We start from the raw sequence: 21,024 nt of genomic DNA on the forward strand, positions 1-21,024 counted from the left end.
CATTGCATCACGCCTGCGTCCTTGATCTTGCGCAAACTGCAGATCGTCACTCGTGCGGGCGCGAGACGGGGTGAGATGGTACCGGTGCGGTGCGGAACGGTCGGAAGGTGGCCTTCTTGATCCACAGTTTCAGCGCCTGCCAGTGGATCAATGCAACCGCCCGCCGCGCGCCAAACGGGCGTCGCAGAAGCGAACGAAGGATCGCGCCATTGGTGAGAGGTTGCCGGACGCCCGTGAGCGTGGCAATCAAACCGCCCCCGTCGCGGCCGTAGTCGATCCAAACCCCGACCCGGTCCGGGCGCAGGTCAAACCGGAAAGTGTAGGTGCCCTCGATCTTTTGAAACGGCGAGACATGCATCACTTTGGTCGCGGAAATCCGGTCAGAGGGAGCGATCACGTCAAACCCCGGCTTGTGGCAGACATAGCTGTGCCGCGTTCCATGAGTGTTGGTGACCTCGGCCACCACGGCAAACAGTGCGCCTGCGTCATTCAGGCAAAACCAAAAACTGACCGGGTTGAATACGTGGCCCAGCACCCGGGGTTGGGTCAGCAACAGAACCTGCGCGGGTTGGGGGATTTGCATCGCCCGCAGGCTGTCGCGGAGCCACGGGGCACCTCGACCATCGCCAGGCTCCCCTCCATGATCCCGGGTCCGCCAGCCGGTGAGGTTGGGCTTATCTACCGAAAACAATGCGGGCGTTTCCGCTGTCTTTTCTGGATCAAGCAGGATGTAGTCGACCGAGTAGCGAAAGGCGTTCTCGATCGCACCTTTCCGTCCGTGAAAGGTATGGGCCGGAACGAAGTCGATTTCTGGCATGGTCGGACTGATCTTTTCTAGCGGTCAACATTCTGGATCGGCTGGGTTTTTCAGCGAACATCCATGGTCATGATACGAAAAAAACGCGCGACCGGATCAAAAATCTCGGTCAGGCGTGATCCGACTTGGGTGCGGCAGCGTAATACAGTTATGTTTACCGAGATGGACACCGTTGTTCAGGACGATGTCGCGACCGCCCCGGCGGCGCGGCCGGCTGGGCGCGGCACGAAACGAACCAAGGGATCGTCGGTGAACGGTACGAAGAACAATGGCGCGGCAAAGTGCGAGTGGGTGTCCCACGTCAAACGCATCCGGCAGTCGCAGGATCAGGCGGCATTTGCCGAGCTGTTCCAGCACTTTGCCCCTCGGGTCAAAGCGTTCCTGATCCGGTCGGGTTCGGACGCGACGTTGGCCGAGGAGTGCGCGCAGGAAGTCATGGCCACGTTGTGGCACAAGGCGCATCTGTTTGATCCGTCACGGGCTACCGTGGCGACATGGGTCTTTACGATCGCGCGGAACAAACGCATCGACGCCATTCGCAAACAGCGGCGTCCTGAACCGGAAGAACTGACATGGGGTCCCGAAGCGGAACCCGAACAGGAAGACGTAATCGCGCTGCAACAGGAAACGGCGCAACTGAAGACGGCCCTGCTGCAATTGCCCGAGGCACAGCGGGAACTGATAGAGAAGGCATACTTTGGTGACCTGAGCCATCGCGAGATCGCCTCGCAGACCGGGCTTCCGTTGGGCACCATCAAATCGAGAATACGGCTGGCGCTGGACCGCTTGCGCCACGCGATGAATTGAGATGATAGAGATGAGCAACGAGATCAAACATCACCTGACGGACGACCTGCTGATGGCCTACGCCTCGGGCACACTGCCCGAAGCGTTCGACCTGATGGTCGCGACCCACCTGTCCTTGTGCGACCATTGTCGCGCCCGCGCCGAGAGTTATGACGCGGTGGGCGGACACATGCTTGAGGACCAGGTCGAAGCCGCGCCTTTGTCCGCGGATGCCCTGTCGTCGACAATGGCCCTGATCGCGCAGGGTGCGCCGACCCCCAAGCCCGCGCGCGCGAAATGCGACGTGCTGCCGGCACCGTTGCAAGATTACGTTGGCGGCGATGTGAACAGCATCCGCTGGAAGCCGATTGGCATGGGCGTCAAGCAGGCCATTCTGCCAACCTCGCGCGACGCTACGGCGCGCCTGTTATTCATCCCGGCCGGTGCGGCGGTACCGGACCACGGCCACAAGGGCATGGAACTGACCATGGTTCTGCAAGGCGCGTTTTCCGACGAGGTGGATCATTTCGCCCGCGGCGATGTCGAGATCGCAGACGAGGACCTGGAACACACGCCCGTGGCCGACATGTCCGAGGATTGCATCTGCCTGGCGGTGACCGACGCTCCGCTGAAGTTCAACAGCCTGATCCCACGTTTGGTGCAGCCCTTCCTGCGAATCTGAACGGTCCCTCGGTTGTGCTAGGCTTGGAGCCGGGAATCACCGGGAGGATATGCAGAATGTTGAAACAAGCTCTGGCAGCCCTGTTCATTGCCGTTGTGGCCTTGCCCGCCTTGGCCCAAAGGACAGCCGAGGTGAGATTCCAGCCCGGAAACTTCGGGACGATGGTCAACGGCACCATTACGGGTGATGAATATTTCGACTACGTGCTGGGTGCAAAAGGCAGGCAGGAATTGTTTGCCGAGCTTCAGGTCAGCGATACCAACGGCAGCGGCGTAGTCTATTTCAACATCCTGCCGCCGGGCAGCGACGGGGTCGCGATCTACAACGGCTCGATCGACGGCAACACAGCCCGCATCACCCTGCCCGAGGACGGAGACTATACCATCCGCGTCTACCTGATGGGCAATGACCGCGATACCGGCAAGACCGTCGGCTACAATCTGGACCTGTCGATCCAGTAGGCCTCAGCCCTCGGACTTGCCCAGCGGCACCACGTTGGCGCGGTCCTCGGGGGCCAGTTCCTCGAAATCGAAATTGTCCAGCCGCTGCGCCCGCCTGCCGGCCTTTTCGGCGCTGATCTTGATTTCCGAGATATCCTTGGCCGCCTGCCCGAAATGCCGGTCGAGATTGGCCACCCGGTCACCCAGACGCTCCACATCCTTGTGCAGCAGGCCCAGTTCCTTGCGGATCGCGCCCGCCTGTTCGCGCATCCGCGCGTCCTTGAGGATGGCCCGCATCGTGTTCAGCGTGGCCATGCAGGTGGTCGGCGAGACGATCCAGACCCGTTTCGAGAAACTCTCCTGCACCAGTTCTGGGAACTTGGCGTGCAGCTCGGCATAGACCGCCTCGGAGGGCAGGAACATCAGCGCCCCGTCGGCGGTTTCACCGTCCAGGATGTATTTCGTCGAGATGTCGGTGATGTGCTTGCGCACCGTGCTGCGGAACATCTGCACCGCCGCCTTCAACTCCATGTCATTGCCCGCGCCCACCAGCGCCTCATAGGCCTCCAGCGGGAACTTGCTGTCGATCACGATGGGCCCCGGCGGGTTGGGCAGGCGGATCAGGCAGTCGGCGCGTCTGCCGTTCGACAGGGTCGCCTGCAGCACATAGCTGTCCGAGGGCAGCGCCTTGGACACGATGTCGTTCAACTGGATCTCGCCGAAGGCGCCGCGGGTCTGCTTGTTCGACAGGATGTCCTGCAGCGACAGCACGTCGCCCGACAGTTTGGTGATGTTGTCCTGCGCCTTGTCGATGGCGGCCAGCCGTTCCTGCAACTGGGTCAGCGAGGTCGCGGTCTGTTTCGAAGACCCATGCAGGGTTTCCTTCATCCGCTCCTGCATCTCGGCCAGCGCGCGGGCGGATTTCATGGCGTTGTCGGCCAGCCGGTCGTTCATGTGCTGCTGCACCGCCGACAGCCGCGCCTCGACTGTCTGGATCACCTGCACCTGCGCATTGGCCTGCGTGTCCGAGACATGCTGCAACCCGCCGCGCAATTGCTCCTGCCCCTGCCCCAACTGCTGCACATGCTGGCCCAGATAGGCCAGCTGCTGCGCCAGCGGCTCGGCCATCCGGGCCGAGCGGTTGGCCGCGCGCAGGGCCAGAAACAGCAGGACGAGGATCAACAGAACCACGCCCGCCCCGATCAGGGCGGCCATCACCATGGGGTCTTCCAGCGAATATCGGGTGCCTGCAATCTCGATCATCTCAACCTGTGCGTTCTTGTTTTGTTTCTTCTTTTCTACCGCCGATCGGCGGCCGGATCAACTGCGGCCGAACAACCGTTCGATATCGCTCAGCTTCAGATCAACGTAAGTCGGCCGCCCGTGGTTGCACTGGCCGGAATGGGGCGTGGCCTCCATCTCGCGCAGCAGGGCGTTCATCTCTTCGGCGCGCATCCGGCGGCCCGAGCGGACCGAGCCATGGCAGGCCACCCGGCTGAGGATCGCCTCGATCCGCGCCTGCACCGTCTGGCTTTCGCCCTGATCGGCCAGCTCGTCCAGAATGTCGAGGATCATCGCCCGCGCGCTGACCTCGCCCAGAATGGCTGGGGTCTCGCGCACCGCCACCGCGCCCCCGCCGAAGGGCTCGATGGTCAGGCCCAGGCGCGACAGGTCGTCGGCCACCGCGAGCAGGCGGGCGCAGTCGCCCTCGGACAGTTCGACGATCTCGGGGATCAGCAGCGCCTGCGCGGCCACGCCGTTCTCGGCCATCTGTGTCTTGAGTTTCTCATAGACCAGCCGTTCATGCGCGGCGTGCTGGTCCACGATCACCATGCCGTCGGCGGTCTGGGCGATGATGTAGTTTTCATGCACCTGCCCGCGCGCGGCCCCCAGGGGTAGGTGCTCGGGCGGGGTCTGGTCGGGCTGCTCGGCTTCGGCCACGGGCTCGACCACGCTGCCGCTGTAGGCATTGGCCAGATCGGCAAAGCCGGGCGCCTGCGCCTGATAGGCCATGGCCCGCGCCGCGGGCGAGGGCCGGTCCATCTGATAGACCCGCGCGGGTACCGCGGGGGCCGGCTCGGGCCGCATCGCACCCAGCGTTGCGTTGGCCACGGTGGTCGAGGCGCGGTGCCCCGCCTCGGCCAGCGCGTGCCGCAGGCTCGAGACGATCAGCCCGCGCGCCACGCCGGGATCGCGAAACCGCACCTCGGATTTCGCGGGGTGCACGTTCACGTCCACCAAGGTGGGCTCGCAGTCGATGAACAGCGCCGCCGCCGGGTGCCGGTCGCGGCTGAGGAAATCGAAATAGGCCGCGCGCAGGGCGCCGGTCAGCATCTTGTCGCGCACCGGTCGGCCGTTGACGAACAGGAACTGCGCCACTGCGGCCCCGCGCGAATAGGTCGGCAACGCGGCATATCCGTACAGCCTGATCCCCTCGCGGGTGGCGTCGATCCGCAAGGCATTCTCGGCGAACTCGCGCCCCAGAATGCGGGCCAGACGGGCGTGCAGCGCGTCGAACAGGTCTCCGTTCTCGCGGTCGGCGCGGAACACCACGCGCCCCTCGCCCCCACCCGAGACATCGCGCAGGGTGAAGGTGATGGAGGGTTCTGCCATGGCCAGCCGCTTGACCGTGTCCGAGATCGCCTGCGCCTCGGCCCGGTCGGTGCGCATGAATTTCAGCCGCGCGGGCGTGGCATAGAACAGGTCGCGCAACTCGACCACGGTACCGGCGCGCAGGGCGGCAGGCTTGACGCCCTCCATCTTGCCGCCGGCCACGCGGATCTGGGCCGCCTCGGTCCCCGGCGCGCGGCTGGTGATGGTCAGACGCCCCACCGCGCCCAGCGAGGGCAGCGCCTCGCCCCGGAACCCGAAGGTGTGGATGTTGAGCAGGTCCGACCCGTCGATCTTGGAGGTCGCGTGGCGCGACAGGGCCAGCGGCAGATCCTCGGGCGCGACACCGCATCCATCGTCGGTGACGCGAATCAAGGTCTTGCCGCCATCGGCGATGTCGATGGCGATCCGGGTCGCGCCGGCGTCGATCGCGTTCTCCACCAGTTCCTTGACGGCGGAAGCGGGGCGTTCGACCACTTCACCGGCGGCGATGCGGTTGATCGCGGCCTCGTCGAGTTGCCGGATTACCGGGCGATTTTCGCTGATATTGGGGTTTGCCTGCGCCATACCGCTAGACCTAGCACAATCGCACGCGATTCTGCCACCGGTTTACGCTGCTTTGGTATAGGGGGTCGGATCGCCCGGCCAATCGAGATGCACAACCCGAATTGGTTGCCATAAGTTTCACGATTGCCCGGACGATCCGTGGTGAGTGGTGGTCATTAACGATGTAATGGCGCGGTGTCTAACACGGTGCGTTGGACAAATCTGCTTAAGGTTCGCTTGCCCCGTTTGGTGGGCAAAGTTTGGCCGATCACCGACCGGACCGGGCGGCGGGAACACGCCGGATCAGCCCGGACCCGGCGCTGCTGCGCGCATCCGGCAGGGGCCAAACACGGCCGCGACAGCCAGAATCAGGCCGGACATGGTGGCGATCATCCCGGCCGCACTGACGGCGTCCGATCCGCCCAACCACAGTGGGCCATATCCAGCCAGGATATAGCCGGACACGGCGGACAGGATGGCGAAGACAACACTCCAGGCAATCTGGGTCTCAAGCCGGTCGGTCATCATCCGGGCGGCGGCCGGCGGGCAGATGAACATTGCGATCACGATGATCGAGCCGACGGCATCAAACGCGGCCACGGCTGCAATCGCCGCCGCAATCACCAGCGCCATTCCCAGCGCCCCGGTTCGAATTCCGATCGTCCGGGCAAAGCCTTCGTCGAAGGTCGAGATCTTGAGCGGCCGCCAGAACAGCCAGACGAACAGGCTGACACCCACCAATGTCATGGCGATCCGAGCAAGCTCGGGCGGCAGACCGGCCAGCGCAACCGGATCCAGCAGCGAGGACCAGCCAGTCGCGTCAAGCCAGATCAGGCTTTCCAGGCTGCCATAGAGTGCGTGTTCGACATCCAGATGAACGCTCGAGGTGTCGGTCTGCTCCAACAGCAGCACCCCTCCGGCAAACATGGTGGTGAACACGACGCCCATTGCGGCGCCCGGTTCGATCTGGCCCAGCCTCCGGATGGTCTCGATCAGCACAACGGCGACAACCGCCGCGCCCGCGGCGCCCAGCATCATCGGCCAGGTCGAGATCGCGCCGGTGACAAGAAAGGCCACGACGATCCCGGGCAGAACCACATGGCTGATGGCGTCGCCGATCAGTGCCTGTTTTCGGAGCACAAGGAAGTTTCCTGGCAAGGCGCAGGCGATGGCCGCGAAAGTCCCGATCAGCAGCGGCGTCAAGGACAGGGGAACAAACTCTTCACCGCTCATGGGCGAACTTCCCGTGGTCCGCCAATGCGGCGGTCGATGTCGTCGATCTGGTCCCGGGTCAGAACCGTTTCGATGTCGCGCAATCCGTCATACAGGGCGGCGGCTGCCTCGTGCGCATTGTCGGCGCGTACGATTTCCCAGCGTTTCTCGTCGCGCAGCGCCTTGGCCGCCTGCGCTCTGCCGGCTTCTGTAGCCACCCCGTCGGGCCGGGCAAGTCCGGCCTGACGCAGCAGGCGCAATGTGTAGGGCTCATAGATGTTCTGGCCTTGTGCAAGCGCCAGCAACCCCTGTCGGATGTGAACCCGCCGCTGGAACCGCAGATGCCGCACGATCGCGGCCAACACGCCGCGCACCGGAGCAAGAAACAGAGATACGACAAAGAAGCCAAAGCTGAACAGGACGATGATCGGTCCGGTCGGCAAGTTGGGCGCCGAGGCAGACACCGCCGCACCCAGATAGCCCGACAACCCACCAATGACCCCCGACAACACCACCACATGGTCGGACCGGTCCGACCAGAACCGCGCCGTGACCGCGGGTATGATCAGCAAAGCCACGATCAGGATCAATCCGACGATCTTCAGCCCGACAACCGTGACCGCCATGACAAGCCCCATCATCGCAAGGTCGATGCGATGCACGGGCAGCCCCAAGGCGGCCGCATATTCGGAATCGAACGCCACCATCATCATGGGGCGGCGGATGATCATGACGAGCAGCAGCGTTGCAGCGCCGCCGATCGCGATGATCAGAGCGTCAGACCACAGCATCCCGGCCGTCGAGCCCAGCAAGAACCCCTCAAGCCCGGCCTGTCGGCCCACCCCCATGGTCTGGATGATTGTCAGCAGAACGATACCGAAGCCGAAGAAGACCGACAGCACCGCCCCGATCGCCGCGTCCTCGGCCAGACGGGTACGGCGGATCAGCCAGTTCATGCACAACAGACCCACGGCGGCCGAAATCGCCGAGCCGCTCAGCAGTCCGATCAGGTTTCGCCCGGTTCCGCCCAGCGCCACCAATACCATGAAGGCGATGCAGACGCCCGGAAGGGTCGCGTGGCTAATTGCGTCACTAACCAGCGCCCGCTTACGCAGAAACAGGAAGGTGCCGGTCACGCCAGCCGAAAACCCAAGCAGCGTGGCCCCGATGGCAACCAAGGTGGCGTTGTACCCCAATTGCAGGGTCAGTGCGTCCCACAGCATGTGTCAGCCCGCAGCGCCCGAGATCTGGTCGATCTGGGCGGTGGCCAGCCGGCCTCCATACGCGGCTTGAAGAGTCTCGGCGGTAAAGGCCTGCTCCACCGGGCCCTCGGCGACCTTGCGGGTATTGATCAGGAACACGTGGTCGAAATAATCCGTGACCGTGGCAAGGTCATGGTGGACCACGACCACCGTCTTGCCGGCTTCCCTAAGGGACTTGAGGACCGAGATGATGGCTTTTTCGGTGGCGGCATCGACCCCGGCAAACGGTTCATCCAGCAGGTACAGATCGGCATCCTGAGCCAGTGCGCGCGCCAGGAACACCCGTTGCTGCTGACCACCCGAAAGCTGGCCGATCTGGCGGTCCGCAAACTCATGCATCCCGACCCGATGCAGACACTCCATCGCGTGGGCCATGTGTCGCATCCGGACCCGGCCCAGCAAGCCCAGTTCCCGCGACAGGCCCATCAGGACCACATCGATGACCCGCGTCGGGAAATCCCAATCGACGCTGGCGCGCTGCGGCACATAGGCGATACGGGCCCGCTGCCGGTCCAACGCCTTGCCGAACACCAGCACCTGGCCTGACAGCGGCTTGACGATACCCAGCGCCGCCTTGAGCAGCGTCGATTTGCCCGCGCCGTTCGGTCCGATGATGGCCGTCATGGCCCCAGGCTGCACCGTCATATCTACCGAGAAAATGGCCGGTTTCTGGCCGTAGGATACCGTCATCCCCCGGATCACAAGCGGGCTGTCCTGCACCGTCAGGTCCCCGTTTGATGACGATTTTCCAGCCGCAAGCTCCAACATGGTCAGAGCCCCGCCGACAGCTTGCCGGACATGCCGCGTTCGGGCACATCCGCACCCAGGCCCCGCGCGATAACCGTGATGTTGTGATCCAGCATCCCGATATAGGTGCCCTCATAGGTGCCCGGCTCGCCCATGGCGTCCGAATACAACTCACCCCCGACCGAGACGGTATGACCCTTCGCCGACGCACCCTCGATCAACGCCCGCATCGACCGATCCGAGACCGAGCTTTCAACGAAGACGGCGGTCAGGTCGCGCGCGACCAAAGTGTTGACCAATTCTCCGATCCGGTTCAGCCCCGCCTCGGACTGGGTCGAGATACCCTGGATCCCCAACACTTCGAACCCGAATTCCTCGCCGAAATAGGCAAAGGCGTCATGGGCGGTGACCAGCACCCGGTTGTCTTCGGGCACCTGGGCCAGCACCTTTTTCCCATAGGCGTCCAACTGGTCGATTTCGGCCAGAAAACGCTGGGCGTTGGCGGCGAAATAAGCGGCGGAGTCTGGCCGCACGTCGGTCAGCGCCTTTTGCACCTCGACCACGACGTCTTTCCACAAAACCGGGCTCATCCACACATGCGGATCGTATTTGTCGGCATAGTCGGCATGCGCACGCAGTTTCGACTTGTCGATGGCATCCGCCACGGCAACGACTTTGCGTTTGCGCTCCAGGTCGTGGAAGAAGTCTTCCATCTGCGCCTCAAGATACAAGCCGTGCCACAAGACCAGGTCGGCCCTTGTCGCGGCAACGATATCGCTGCGGGTCTGGCGATAGCCGTGCGGGTCGACTCCGGGCCCCATCAGCCCTTTGACTTCGACCTGATCACCGCCGACCTGCTGCACGGCGTCCGCAATCATTCCGGTCGTCGCCACGACCTTCAGCGGCGCCTCGGCCCACGCCGCCAAGGGCAGCGAGGCACCGAGAGCAAGGGCAAGAAGAAAACTGCGGCGAATCATATGTGACCTCGTTCCGAGTACCAGTTGAGAATGAATATGCGAACCATTCTCAACTAAGTCAACCGTGTTGCGAATTACTCGCAAGAAAAAGCCAGATTTGTCCAATTGGTCAAAAAAATGGCCAAAGGCGTCCGGTTTGCCTTTCCTTTGGCTGTTTCCCGTGCGATTTTGGCGCAAACCTCCCAAAGGACGTGACAATGGATACGCAGAGCTCAGAAAGCCCCGTGCGCACCGCGCATCTGCCGCAAGTGACCGAGCCCCGAAACCCCGGCATGGATCTGGACCTCGACTGGGTGCGCGCCGTGCAGGCCAACACCTCGGCCATCGAGCGCCGGGCCGCGACCCTGCCCGGGCGCCGGTCGGTCAAGAAAGAGCATCAGGCCGCCTGGCTGCTGAAGGCGATCACCATGATCGACCTGACCACCCTGTCAGGCGATGACACCGAGGGCCGCGTGCGCCGCCTGTGCGCCAAGGCACGGCAGCCGGTGTCGCCTGCCCTGCTGAAAGCGCTGGACATGCCGCCGATCACCACCGGCGCAGTCTGTGTCTATCACGACATGATCGAAACGGCGGTGGATGCGCTGACAGGCACCGGCATTCCGGTCGCGGCCGTGTCCACCGGCTTTCCGGCGGGCCTGTCGCCCTTTCACCTTCGCGTGGCCGAGATCGAGGAGAGCGTCAAGGCCGGGGCCGAGGAGATCGACATCGTGATCTCGCGCCGCCATGTGCTGAAAGGCGACTGGCAGGCGCTCTATGACGAGATGAAGGCGTTCCGCGCGGCCTGCGGCGAGGCGCATGTAAAGGCCATCCTCGCCACCGGCGAACTGGGCAGCCTGCGCAACGTGGCGCGTGCCTCGCTGATCTGCATGATGGCGGGGGCCGATTTCATCAAAACCTCGACCGGCAAGGAAAGCGTCAACGCCACCCTGCCGGTGTCGCTGGTGATGATCCGAGCGATCCGTGACTATTATGACCGCACCGGCTATCGCGTGGGCTACAAGCCCGCGGGCGGGATTTCCAAGGCCAAGGATGCTCTGGTCTACCTGTCGCTGATCAAGGACGAGCTGGGCGACCGTTGGCTGCAACCCGACCTGTTCCGGTTCGGCGCATCGTCCCTGCTGGGCGATATCGAGCGGCAGTTGGAACATTTCGTCACCGGGGCATACTCGGCCGGTTACCGGCACCCGATGGGCTGAGGACAGGAACAATGACAGTCAAAGAGATTTTCGAGACCATGGAATACGGACCCGCCCCGGAAAGTGCCGCTGAGGCCCTGGCATGGCTGGTCGATCAGGGCGACAAGTTTGGCCATTTCATCGACGGCGCCTTCACCAAGCCCGGCAAAGGGTTTGAAAGCCGCAACCCGGCCACGGGCGAGGTTCTGGCCAAGCTGACCCAGGCCACGCAGGCCGATGTAGACGCCGCCGTGGCCGCCGCCTGCAAGGCGCAGCCCAAATGGGAAAAGCTGGGCGGCCCCGCCCGCGCCCGTTACCTCTATGCCATCGCGCGGCTGATCCAGAAGCATGCCCGCCTGTTCGCGGTGCTGGAAACGCTGGACAACGGCAAGCCGATCCGGGAATCGCGCGACATCGACATTCCGCTGGTGCAGCGGCATTTCTACTATCACGCGGGTATGGCCCAGCTGATGGAAAGCGAATTGCCCGACGCACAGGCGCTGGGGGTTTGCGGCCAGATCATCCCGTGGAACTTCCCGCTGCTGATGCTGGCGTGGAAGGTGGCCCCGGCGCTGGCCATGGGCAACACGGTGGTTCTGAAGCCGGCCGAATACACCTCGCTGACGGCGCTGCTGTTTGCCGATATCTGCATGCAGGCCGGTCTGCCCAAGGGCGTGGTCAACATCGTCACCGGCGACGGCGCGGTGGGCGAGATGATCGTGAAGGCAGACGTCGACAAGATCGCCTTTACCGGCTCGACGATCGTGGGGCGCCGCATCCGCGAGGCCACCGCCGGGTCGGGCAAGGCCCTCACGCTCGAGCTGGGCGGCAAGTCGCCCTACATCGTCTTTGACGATGCCGACATCGATTCAGCCATCGAAGGTCTGGTCGATGCGATCTGGTTCAACCAAGGGCAGGTCTGCTGCGCGGGCTCGCGCCTGCTGGTGCAGGAGGGCATCGCCGAGCGGTTCTACGCCAAGCTGCGCGCCCGCATGGACACGCTGCGCATCGGCAACCCGCTGGACAAATGCATCGACGTGGGCGCCGTGGTGGACTCGGTACAGCTGCAGACAATCAAGTCGATGGTCGAGGGCAACGCGGTGGGACAGGTTTACCAGCCCGCCTGTGAGTTGCCCGCCAACGGCTGCTACTACCCGCCGACGCTGATCACCGGACTCGAGACCTCGGACCCGCTGATGCAGGAGGAGATATTCGGCCCGGTTCTGGTCTCATCGACCTTCCGCACCCCGGCCGAGGCGGTCGAACTGGCCAACAACACCCGCTACGGGCTGGCAGCCACGGTCTGGACCGAGAACGTCAACCTTGCGCTGGACATCGCGCCCAAGCTGGTCGCGGGCGTGGTCTGGGTCAATGCCACCAACCTGTTCGACGCGGCCGCGGGCTTTGGCGGCGTGCGCGAAAGCGGCTTTGGCCGGGAAGGCGGCTGGGAAGGGCTGAGCGCCTATACCAAGCCCAAGGGCAAAACCAAGCCTTTGGCAAAAATCGAACCTGTCGCGGGCGAAGGCGGCCCGGTCGATCCGGTCGACCGTACCGCCAAACTGTACATCGGCGGCAAGCAGGCCCGGCCCGATGGCGGCTATTCACGTGCGGTCTGGGGCAAGGCGGGGCTGCTGGGCCATGTGGGTCTGGCCAACCGCAAGGACGTGCGCAACGCGGTCGAGGCCGCGGCAGGCGCGGCGAGCTGGTCGAAAACAACCGGCCATCTGCGGGCGCAGATTCTGTATTACATCGGCGAGAACCTCTCGGCCCGCGCCGACGAGTTCGCGCATCGCATCGACGCAATGACCGGCCGCAAGGACGGCGCGAAAGAGGTCGATGCCGCGATCCAGCGCCTGTTCACCGCCGCGGCATGGGCCGACAAGTATGACGGCCAGGTGCATGGCGTTCCGATCCGGGGCGTGGCGATTGCAATGAAGGAACCGGTGGGTGTGATCGGCGCGCTTTGCGCTGACGAGGCGCCGCTGCTGGGTCTGGTCTCGGCCATGGCGCCGGCGATCGCGATGGGCAACCGGGTGGTTCTGGTGGCGTCCGAGCCCTATCCGCTGGCGGCCACCGATTTCTATCAGGTGCTGGACACCTCGGACGTGCCCGCAGGCGTGGTCAACATTCTGACCGGCAGTCATGAGGAACTGGCCAAACCGCTGGCCTCGCATCTCAACGTGGATGCGGTCTGGTCCTTCTCGTCATCGGACCTGTCAGCACAGATCGAGGTCGTCTCGGCCGGGAACCTGAAACGGACCTGGGTCAATAACGCGACGGCATTCGATTGGGGCATGGACCACACCCGCCGCTTCCTGCAGGCTGCGACCGAGATCAAGAACATCTGGGTGCCCTACGGCGAGTAGGGCCCCTTCCAAAGCGGGAGGCTCTACATGGACTTTGCAGGAAAGACGGTCATCGTCATCGGCGGGACCAGCGGTATCAATCGGGGCATCGCCGAGGCCTTCGCGGCCTCGGGCGCGAAACTGGCCGTGGCCAGCCGCTCGCAGGAGAAGGTGGACGACACCATCGCCGCGCTTAAGGCAGCCGGCGCGGCCGAGGCCATCGGCGCGGCCTTCGACGTGCGCGACGCCGAGGCGGTCGCCGCGGGGCTGGAACAGTTCCACGCGAAGCTCGGTGATTTCGACGTGCTGGTTTCGGGGGCGGCGGGCAACTTCCCGGCGCTGATGGCGGAAATGTCGGTCAACGCCTTCCGCACCGTGGTCGAGATCGACCTGATGGGCACCGTGCATGTTCTGAAAGGCGCCTATCCCTATCTGAAACGGCCCGGCGGCAACATCATCAACATCTCGGCCCCGCAATCCTATCTGCCCTACGAGGGCCAGGCCCATGTCTGCGCGGCCAAGGCGGGGGTCGATCAGATCACCCGCACCCTGTCGATGGAATGGGGCGTGGAAGGCATCCGGGTGAACTCGGTGGTGCCGGGTTTCATCGAGGGCACCGAGGGCGCCAAGCGTCTGGCCCCCACCCCCGACGCGGGCGAGCAGCTGCGCCGAGACGTGCCGCTGGGCCGCTGGGGCACGCCTCAGGACGTGGCCAACGCCTGTCTGTTCCTGGCCTCGGACATGGCCAGCTATGTCAGCGGTACGGTTCTGGCCGTGGACGGGGCGCTGTATCAGCGCGGCTCGGGTCAGTTCGGCCAGATGATGGGGCAGATGCTGCGCAGCATGAAAAAGGGGTGATCCGCGTCCGACAGGCTTGGCCGGCCTTGCCGAACACAGGCAGGGCCGTGGCCGCTTGGCAAACCGCCCCTACTGCAACTGCAGGATATCCGGGATGCAGAGCTTTCTTTGTGCCGGCATCTGGTCTGCACCATCCGACCGCTTCAGCCTTTTCGGACCATCCTTGACTTTGACCTTGGGCTCAGCGAGCGCTCCCCTCAGTGTCACTGGCCACGGGCTGCGCGCAAGTGGCTCGCCAATCTTTCTTGGCTGGATGTTAAGGTCCAACACCTTGTCCGTCAGGTCGACAGCGCCAAAGACAACGACCTGAACATGATCTGTTTCCAGCGTCGTCTGTTTCGTCTCGATTTTTCCGTTGGAAATGCTGATCGGCGCGCGCAGGCACACGATTGGCGCCACTTTCTGTTTTTCCTTGGTAAATACCCACGGAAGAATACCCAGCCCGGCCAGATCCAGAAGCTGGGTTTCGATCGAACCGTCGCGCATTGAAACCGTGGCATTGCCACTCATGCTGCCGACGAATTGCTTGACGGTATCCGTGCCCCCCGTAACCGAGAAATCTGCGTACACCGTGCCGCTGGCGCCTTTCTTGAAGTTCAGGTTTTGCAGAAGGTCATCCAACTGCCATCCGCCCGCCTTTCCGGTCAGGGTCAGCAGATGTGCCTCATTCGAAAGATCCATTTGCCCGCTGACGTCGAAATGACCACCTCCGTATTCAAACTTCAGAGGTCCGGCCCGTAGCTCGTTTTCGTCCAGAGTCAGTTCGCTCTGCAGGCTGCTGATGCCCTTTGCACCCTCAATGTGACGCAGGTCTATGTCGACATCTACATTCACACCCGACAGCAAAATGGCCCGCCCGATGGGTTTGAGGGTCACATCCCTCAACGGACCTGTGTCACCGTCGCCTTGCTCGGCATCTTCCTGCTCCGGCGGTGAACCACCTATCTTGCGCAGTTGGGCGGCCGCCTGAACGATGGTCCGGATTTGATCGATTTTTATCAGATCGCTCTCGATCGACCCCTGCAGCACGGGATCGCTTGTTGCGTCATCAAGATCCGCCGCGATTTTCAAGACCGACTCGGAAACCTCGACATTGGCGTTGGCATTCCAATCGGTGCCTTCACTTACCAGGTCGATTTCAAGATAGGCCCGACCGGTGTCCACCGGCTCCAGCGACAAGGCCTTCAGAAGATCTGCGCCCGACGGAACATCCACGTCGATTGCCAGATCCAGATTCTCGAACTTGAGGACATTTTCTACGGTTCCGTGCACCTCCAGGCTCCAGACCTCGGTTTCGCTTGTCTGACCATCCAGATTGGTCAAAGCAAGCTGTTCGATGTTTCCGTTCAAATGAAAGTCTCCCGAAAACCTGCCCAGCTGGTCATCGGGGCCCAGCAGTTCGGGCGAGATCAGACTGCTTGCCGGAATATCAATCAAACCCTCGGCGGATACGCCCTGCAACTGCAACGCATCCTCGACCGAACCGGTCAGAATGATAAACGGATCGGCGGGGTTTCCGATCCTCAAATTGATGTTGCCCACGCTCAGGGCACCTTCGGGCGTTCTGGCAAGCTCGGAGAATTTGATCGGCGGCGGGCCCTCACCAGAGGTGTCCAGCGTGAAACCGTTCGTCTTGATGACCATCTGCCGTTGCGGGACCTGTCCCGGGACACTGTCGATGACCATATCCACAGCAATAAGCTTGAGGTCATACCGCGAGGCAGCCGGAGCCGGCTCGGCATCCTCAGGATACAGGCGAATGCGGGTCGTCAGAGAAACATCTTCCGGATTGCCCAATTTCCCGATTTGTCCGGTGACGGAAAGGCTTTGGCCACCATCCAGCTCGGCCAGAACAGACAGGTCATCAACCCGTGCGACGCCGTCTGCCAGTTTGAATGTTGCACCAACATTGCCCGAACCCTCCAACACGCGGTTGAGTTTCAAGACATCGAGCAGTTGACCCAACTGATCGACCTCGAGGGTCGCCTTGACCTGAAGGCCGGTCTCCACAGGAATCTGTTGGGCTTCGACCGAAATCTGATCAAAGTTCAATGCCACTTGGAAAGGGTCCTGGGGCGGGAACGTGCCCTTCAAGTCAAAACTCTGACCGTTGAGCGACCCCGTTCCGACCGCCGAGGCAACATCGGTTTCGGCATCGCGCTGCAAAACCAGTTCTGGAAGCTGCAAGTCCAGTCCAATGCCGTTCAGGTCGTTCTGATAGAGTACGGTGACATCCTTGAGGTCGATCGTGCGATCCGTCAGGATACCGGCCAAAGGTTGGGTCGGGCGTTCCGAAGTCTTGTCGGTTTCGGCCCCGGTGCGCGAAAAGGACTGCCAGTTGGTCACGCCTTCTTCGTCTGTGATCAGGTTCAGACGAACCCCAGACACTGAAAGATTGCTCACCGACAGCTTGCTGTTCCACAGGTCCCGTGCAGATACTTCGAACTCGATCTGATCAATCGCTGCCAGATCCGCCTCGGCCTTGGGTGTGGCGGGCAATACCAGTCCAGCTGCTGATACCTGCAACTGACGACCAAGGCCCAAACGCACCTCATCCTCAATCAAAACCTGCTGACCCAGCTTCCTTGAGATCAGGTTCTCAACGAAACTGGTCCGCACCGACGAGAACAAAGCGGAAGACAGAAACAACCAAGCCGCGGCAAAAACCAAAAGCGCGACCGCGCAACAGATCAAGACACCTTTGACAATTATTCGCACGTTATCCCTCAGCGTCCCGATTCAGCATGTGATTACCCTAGAGCATTTATCCATCATGTTAATGGAATACATGTTTCGCGCGCCTTCTGAGGCCACGAGATTGCCGTTGCCCGGGCCAACTCACCCTTTGGATTCACACAATCATCCAATTACTGCTATACGTGAATTCTTTTGCGAATGAGGGCATGATGAATTCACTGACCAGAATAACGCGTGGGATAGGCGTCGCTTTCAAGGACGGCAGAGTGAAAGGCATACTCGCCTTCACCGTCGGAATGATCCTTTGGGCGTCCGTGTTCTACCATTTTGTCGAGGGGTGGAGTTGGTTGGACTCCGTCTATTTTTCCGTAGTGACGATCTCGACCGTGGGTTTTGGCGACTTTTCTCCTGAAACCGCTGCGGGCAAGATCTTTACGATGGCGTACATAATCGTGGGTCTGGGTATCTTCGTCACCGCCGCCACGACCGTGGCCGACACGATCCTGTCCCAGGAGGATGAGACTCCGAAAAAATAGGCTCTGGCAAGGTGAGCCACAGGGTGCTTTGCACCTCAGGATCCGCTTGCAAAGTGGGGGCTGAGTCAACCACCGCACTGCCGGGAACCCCCTAAAAGCTCAAAAAATATACATATTTGCTTTTTTGAGTGTAACATACGGAAAAACATACCAGGGGGATGGAATGGAAAAGACTCAGGACGCAAAGATTGTCGATCTTGCGATAAGGTTACTGTTTCTCGGGCTGTTCCTATACAGCGCCTTGGTCATGGTCGCCCCGCTTGCAAGCGTGGTCATCTGGGCCACAATTCTCTGCGTTGCGCTTTATCCGGCCTTCGATTGGCTTCAGTCCAAGCTGGGAGGACGGAAGAAGCTGGCAACGACGATCCTGGTTTTGCTGGGTCTGGTTCTCACATTGGGGCCGGTAGCAACGGCGGTATCTGGGGCTGCGGAACTGGGGTCCGAGTTTGCCGAGCAAGCTGACAAGGGCGAGTTGAAGATACCGCCGGCGCCGGAAGGCCTGAAGGATCTGCCTCTGGTCGGTGCCAAGCTTGCCGATGCCTGGGGCATGTTTGAACGGAACTTGGATGGTGCGCTTGCAAAATACGGCCCGCAAATCCTCGAGATCACCAAATCGCTCTTTGGCAAAGTCCTGGGGATCGGAATCGGGCTTCTCGGCCTTGCGCTGTCGGTGTTGATCATGGGCGCCCTGTTCAGCCCCGGACCGGATCTGGTGCAGGGCCTTCAGCGCTTTGCCAACCGCGTCTTTGCGCCACGCGGCGGCGAATTCGTCACTCTGGCTGGGGCCACGATCCGGAACGTCACCAAGGGAGTAATCGGGGTTGCCGCCATTCAGGCCGTCGTTGTCTGGGTCCTGTTGGCGCTGTTCGGGATATCCTCGGCCGCGACGCTGGCGTTCATCTGCCTGATACTCTCGATCATCCAGATCGGCCCCGGCCTCGTCCTTCTGCCGCTGGTCATCTATGCATGGAGTTCCATGTCCGGCGGTGCGGCGCTGATCTTCACCGTTCTGGCCATTCCCGTCAGCATAATGGACAGCTTCCTGCGGCCGGTTTTCATTTCAAAAGGCCTGGAGACCCCGATGCTCGTGATCCTCATCGGGGTGCTGGGCGGGATGATGGCCTATGGCCTGATCGGCATCTTCATGGGTCCGGTCTTGTTCGCCGTCTTCTACGAGTTATTCAAGGTCTGGATCGACGCCTCACCAACGACCGATGACACCGCCGAGGGAGCCGCAAAATGAGGAAGACGATCTGGACGACACTGGCCGTCATTCTCATCTTCCTCACCTGGTATCTGGTTGCCGACCGCAAGACGCCGTTCACCGGGAACGCACGGGTAAAGGCCGTGGCGACCCAAATCGTTCCGCAGGTCACGGGAACCGTGATCGAGGTATTGGTGGAAAACGGGCAGATCGTCTCGGCCGGCGATCTGCTGGTTCGGATCGACCCGAGACCCTACGAGATTGATCGCGACAGAGCCCAGGCCGACCTTGAGGCGGCCACTCAGGAGGTGGGTGCGTCCTCGGCCGAGGTAAGTGCGGCGCAAGCCAAGTTGGCCCGCGCGCAGAGCGATCTGGATACGATGCGCATTCAGACGGAGCGGGTCTTCGCGCTCGAGAAGAAAGGGCTGATTGCCATCTCGAAAGCCGACGACGCCCGAGGCCAGCTGGCCGAGTCCGAGGCGAACTATGAAAACGCCAAAGCAGATCTGGAGAAGGCCAAGCAAAGGCTTGGGGACGAAGGGAATGAGAATCCCAAAATCCAACGTGCCTTGGCGGCTTTGGCCGATGCCGAGCTCAATCTGGAATGGACCGAACTGCGCGCGCCGGCTACGGGCGTCATATCCAACTTGTTGATTGCACCCGGCACATACGCCCGGTCCGGCCAGGATCTGCTGACGTTTCTTGATGCGACGGACGTGTGGATCGAGGCGTATTTCACCGAGAACAATCTGGGGCGCGCCACCGTCGGGTCTCCGGTGGATGTCGTGCTGGATATGCACCCCGGTCAGATCATCCCGGGCAAAATCGAAAGCTTCAGCGCGGCGGTCTCGCTGAGTGGCGGCGACACACCCGGACAATTGGCAAGCCCGCCTAGCACCAAAGGCTTTCTGCGCGAACCTGAACGGTTTCCCGTGCGCATCATACTGCCGGGCTACGAGGCCGGAAGCGCAGAAGACGACCTGAGGTTTCAGTTGAACGGTCAGGCGGATGTCATCATGTACCTCAGCGACAACGGGATACTGAACGCGGTCGGTCGGACATACATTCGTTTGGTTTCGATCTTTTCTTATGCGTACTGAGGACAGACACGCCGTTTACAGACTTGCACTGGGTGTGACCGCCGTCTTTTCCTTGGGGCTTTTCCTTGGGTGGCCATTGGCGGTTGTTGGCGCGGTGTTCACCGCGCTCTTCCTCCAGGCACCTACCGCGTTACCGCTGGCCGCGTTTGCGAAACTGTTCATCTTCTCGATTGCGTTGATGTTCGTTTCTTTCCTGTTTTCATCGGTTTTCGCGCCCTATCCGGTCGTGTTTCTCATACTGGTGGCGATCGGGATAATCCTGTCCTTCATTTGGTCCGTGTCTGGTGCCGGTGTCCTGCCGGGCGTCATCGCCCTGATGGGGGCGCTGATGATCCCCAACCTTGTTCTGCAATCTCAGGATCTGGCGCTGGTGCTTGTATTCTGGATCCCGCTGAATCTGTTGTTTGCCGGTTTCGTATCGACGCTGTTGTTCACGCTGATTCCGGCCGCCCCCCAGAACGCCACGCAGGCCAAAGACGCATCCGCCGCTGACTTTGACAAGCATCGGCGCATCGTCAGAATGTCGCTTGTCACGGTTCCTTTCGCCCTGGCATTTTTTGTGTCTGGGGCGTCTGCCCTGCTGGTTTTGTTCTTTGTGGCACTTCTCAGCCAGCAGCTCGCTGCGATGCCTGCCGCCGGCAAAGCCGTGGCCAAGGCGATGCTGACGGCAAACCTGCTCGGCGCAGCAGCGTCCATCATCTGCTACGAAGTCAACGTCATCGCGCCGGTCATTCTCACGCCGATCCTGCTGTGCTTTTTCGCCTGTATGACGCTGGGCGCGCTCGGCAAATCCCAGATCCCGCTGGCCGCCGCCGCCGGATCGGCCCTGACGACGGTCCTGATTGTCTACGGCGGGTCGATTTCACCGTTTTCGGACGAGGCCGATGTCAAAAGCATCACTCGCGTTCTGCAAGTCGCAAGCGCGGCCCTGTTCGTCATCATAGCCTACGTGGTCGTGGATGAGTTCTGGCCGGAAAAGAAACGCGAAAACCCAGTGAATGCATGACGCAGCCGCCAACTTTGGCGCCCG

General features: G+C 62.0%; 18 protein-coding genes. 10 read left to right on the forward strand and 8 right to left on the reverse strand.

What is annotated here, in order from left to right:
• Window positions 1–46: 46 nt before the first annotated feature.
• Complete coding sequence (locus ACR3EK_RS14125) at window positions 47–817, reverse strand: DUF1365 domain-containing protein (protein WP_170433874.1); 771 nt, start codon at window positions 815–817, stop codon at window positions 47–49.
• A gap of 150 nt (window positions 818–967) precedes the next feature.
• Between ACR3EK_RS14125 and ACR3EK_RS14130 the strand changes: the two genes are divergently transcribed.
• From ACR3EK_RS14130 to ACR3EK_RS14140, 3 genes are read left to right on the forward strand one after another with little or no spacing between them, the layout of a single operon-like run.
• Window positions 968–1,624: a sigma-70 family RNA polymerase sigma factor gene (locus tag ACR3EK_RS14130; RefSeq protein WP_170440349.1), complete on the forward strand. Its 657-nt coding sequence runs from the start codon at window positions 968–970 to the stop codon at window positions 1,622–1,624.
• Window positions 1,625–1,634: 10 nt separating this feature from the next.
• Window positions 1,635–2,285 (forward strand): ChrR family anti-sigma-E factor, encoded by a 651-nt coding sequence (locus ACR3EK_RS14135; protein ID WP_170342057.1) that lies wholly within the window; start codon window positions 1,635–1,637, stop codon window positions 2,283–2,285.
• 56 nt (window positions 2,286–2,341) lie between these two features.
• Complete coding sequence (locus tag ACR3EK_RS14140; protein ID WP_170596483.1) at window positions 2,342–2,746, forward strand: hypothetical protein; 405 nt, start codon at window positions 2,342–2,344, stop codon at window positions 2,744–2,746.
• 3 nt (window positions 2,747–2,749) lie between these two features.
• Here ACR3EK_RS14140 and ACR3EK_RS14145 read toward each other — a convergent pair whose 3' ends face one another.
• The 6 genes from ACR3EK_RS14145 to ACR3EK_RS14170 all read right to left on the reverse strand — a co-directional run bounded on the left by ACR3EK_RS14145 (window position 2,750) and on the right by ACR3EK_RS14170 (window position 10,079).
• Window positions 2,750–3,988 (reverse strand): DNA recombination protein RmuC, encoded by a 1,239-nt coding sequence (locus ACR3EK_RS14145; protein ID WP_170370205.1) that lies wholly within the window; start codon window positions 3,986–3,988, stop codon window positions 2,750–2,752.
• A gap of 57 nt (window positions 3,989–4,045) precedes the next feature.
• On the reverse strand, window positions 4,046–5,902 hold the full coding sequence (mutL, locus tag ACR3EK_RS14150; protein ID WP_480633687.1) for a DNA mismatch repair endonuclease MutL: 1,857 nt from the start codon (window positions 5,900–5,902) through the stop codon (window positions 4,046–4,048).
• Between the two features lie 282 nt (window positions 5,903–6,184).
• Window positions 6,185–7,114, reverse strand: coding sequence for a metal ABC transporter permease (locus ACR3EK_RS14155; protein WP_480633688.1), 930 nt, complete (start codon window positions 7,112–7,114; stop codon window positions 6,185–6,187).
• Window positions 7,111–8,316: a metal ABC transporter permease gene (locus ACR3EK_RS14160; RefSeq protein WP_480633689.1), complete on the reverse strand. Its 1,206-nt coding sequence runs from the start codon at window positions 8,314–8,316 to the stop codon at window positions 7,111–7,113. Before ACR3EK_RS14160 ends, ACR3EK_RS14155 begins: the two co-directional genes overlap by 4 nt.
• 3 nt (window positions 8,317–8,319) lie before the next feature.
• The gene (locus ACR3EK_RS14165) at window positions 8,320–9,123 is read right to left on the reverse strand and encodes a metal ABC transporter ATP-binding protein (RefSeq protein WP_170341145.1); all 804 of its coding nucleotides are present in this window, start codon (window positions 9,121–9,123) and stop codon (window positions 8,320–8,322) included.
• A 2-nt stretch (window positions 9,124–9,125) separates the two neighbouring features.
• Window positions 9,126–10,079: a metal ABC transporter solute-binding protein, Zn/Mn family gene (locus tag ACR3EK_RS14170; RefSeq protein WP_480633690.1), complete on the reverse strand. Its 954-nt coding sequence runs from the start codon at window positions 10,077–10,079 to the stop codon at window positions 9,126–9,128.
• Between the two features lie 197 nt (window positions 10,080–10,276).
• Here ACR3EK_RS14170 and deoC point away from each other — a divergent pair, with 197 nt between their 5' ends.
• The 3 genes from deoC to ACR3EK_RS14185 are packed head-to-tail and all read left to right on the forward strand — an operon-like array spanning window position 10,277 to window position 14,457.
• The gene (gene deoC / locus ACR3EK_RS14175) at window positions 10,277–11,275 is read left to right on the forward strand and encodes a deoxyribose-phosphate aldolase (protein ID WP_480633691.1); all 999 of its coding nucleotides are present in this window, start codon (window positions 10,277–10,279) and stop codon (window positions 11,273–11,275) included.
• An 11-nt stretch (window positions 11,276–11,286) separates the two neighbouring features.
• Entirely contained in the window at window positions 11,287–13,620 is a 2,334-nt protein-coding gene (locus tag ACR3EK_RS14180) for an aldehyde dehydrogenase family protein (protein ID WP_480633692.1), read from the forward strand.
• Window positions 13,621–13,647: 27 nt separating this feature from the next.
• On the forward strand, window positions 13,648–14,457 hold the full coding sequence (locus ACR3EK_RS14185; RefSeq protein ID WP_170364152.1) for an SDR family oxidoreductase: 810 nt from the start codon (window positions 13,648–13,650) through the stop codon (window positions 14,455–14,457).
• A 69-nt stretch (window positions 14,458–14,526) separates the two neighbouring features.
• On the opposite strand, the gene ACR3EK_RS14190 is transcribed toward ACR3EK_RS14185, so the two are convergent.
• Entirely contained in the window at window positions 14,527–17,106 is a 2,580-nt protein-coding gene (locus tag ACR3EK_RS14190) for an AsmA family protein (protein WP_480633693.1), read from the reverse strand.
• 314 nt (window positions 17,107–17,420) lie between these two features.
• Between ACR3EK_RS14190 and ACR3EK_RS14195 the strand changes: the two genes are divergently transcribed.
• The 4 genes from ACR3EK_RS14195 (at window position 17,421) to ACR3EK_RS14210 (ending at window position 21,000) form a co-directional block, all read left to right on the forward strand.
• A complete protein-coding gene (locus tag ACR3EK_RS14195; protein ID WP_315901678.1) occupies window positions 17,421–17,690 on the forward strand; it encodes a potassium channel family protein in 270 nt (89 codons plus the stop codon).
• A 163-nt stretch (window positions 17,691–17,853) separates the two neighbouring features.
• Window positions 17,854–18,933 (forward strand): AI-2E family transporter, encoded by a 1,080-nt coding sequence (locus tag ACR3EK_RS14200; RefSeq protein WP_170372918.1) that lies wholly within the window; start codon window positions 17,854–17,856, stop codon window positions 18,931–18,933.
• Window positions 18,930–19,994 carry an HlyD family secretion protein gene (locus tag ACR3EK_RS14205; protein ID WP_170596475.1) on the forward strand — a complete coding sequence of 355 codons (1,065 nt, stop codon included), beginning with the start codon at window positions 18,930–18,932 and terminating at the stop codon, window positions 19,992–19,994. The genes ACR3EK_RS14200 and ACR3EK_RS14205 overlap by 4 nt, the downstream gene beginning before the upstream one ends.
• Window positions 19,984–21,000: a DUF2955 domain-containing protein gene (locus tag ACR3EK_RS14210; RefSeq protein WP_480633694.1), complete on the forward strand. Its 1,017-nt coding sequence runs from the start codon at window positions 19,984–19,986 to the stop codon at window positions 20,998–21,000. The genes ACR3EK_RS14205 and ACR3EK_RS14210 overlap by 11 nt, the downstream gene beginning before the upstream one ends.
• Window positions 21,001–21,024: the final 24 nt, after the last annotated feature.

The sequence above is a fragment of the Ruegeria sp. BC8 genome (assembly GCF_056535705.1).

Bases quoted from the DNA above. Each gene is read 5' to 3' on its own strand.
- ACR3EK_RS14165 (WP_170341145.1), bottom strand. From the start codon at position 9,123: ATGTTGGAGCTTGCGGCTGGAAAATCGTCATCAAACGGGGACCTGACG.
- ACR3EK_RS14125 (WP_170433874.1), bottom strand. From the start codon at position 817: ATGCCAGAAATCGACTTCGTTCCGGCCCATACCTTTCACGGACGGAAA.
- ACR3EK_RS14130 (WP_170440349.1), top strand. From the start codon at position 968: ATGTTTACCGAGATGGACACCGTTGTTCAGGACGATGTCGCGACCGCC.
- ACR3EK_RS14140 (WP_170596483.1), top strand. From the start codon at position 2,342: ATGTTGAAACAAGCTCTGGCAGCCCTGTTCATTGCCGTTGTGGCCTTG.
- ACR3EK_RS14135 (WP_170342057.1), top strand. From the start codon at position 1,635: ATGAGCAACGAGATCAAACATCACCTGACGGACGACCTGCTGATGGCC.
- ACR3EK_RS14200 (WP_170372918.1), top strand. From the start codon at position 17,854: ATGGAAAAGACTCAGGACGCAAAGATTGTCGATCTTGCGATAAGGTTA.
- ACR3EK_RS14210 (WP_480633694.1), top strand. From the start codon at position 19,984: ATGCGTACTGAGGACAGACACGCCGTTTACAGACTTGCACTGGGTGTG.
- deoC (WP_480633691.1), top strand. From the start codon at position 10,277: ATGGATACGCAGAGCTCAGAAAGCCCCGTGCGCACCGCGCATCTGCCG.
- ACR3EK_RS14170 (WP_480633690.1), bottom strand. From the start codon at position 10,079: ATGATTCGCCGCAGTTTTCTTCTTGCCCTTGCTCTCGGTGCCTCGCTG.
- ACR3EK_RS14155 (WP_480633688.1), bottom strand. From the start codon at position 7,114: ATGAGCGGTGAAGAGTTTGTTCCCCTGTCCTTGACGCCGCTGCTGATC.
- ACR3EK_RS14185 (WP_170364152.1), top strand. From the start codon at position 13,648: ATGGACTTTGCAGGAAAGACGGTCATCGTCATCGGCGGGACCAGCGGT.
- ACR3EK_RS14145 (WP_170370205.1), bottom strand. From the start codon at position 3,988: ATGATCGAGATTGCAGGCACCCGATATTCGCTGGAAGACCCCATGGTG.
- ACR3EK_RS14160 (WP_480633689.1), bottom strand. From the start codon at position 8,316: ATGCTGTGGGACGCACTGACCCTGCAATTGGGGTACAACGCCACCTTG.
- ACR3EK_RS14180 (WP_480633692.1), top strand. From the start codon at position 11,287: ATGACAGTCAAAGAGATTTTCGAGACCATGGAATACGGACCCGCCCCG.
- mutL (WP_480633687.1), bottom strand. From the start codon at position 5,902: ATGGCGCAGGCAAACCCCAATATCAGCGAAAATCGCCCGGTAATCCGG.
- ACR3EK_RS14205 (WP_170596475.1), top strand. From the start codon at position 18,930: ATGAGGAAGACGATCTGGACGACACTGGCCGTCATTCTCATCTTCCTC.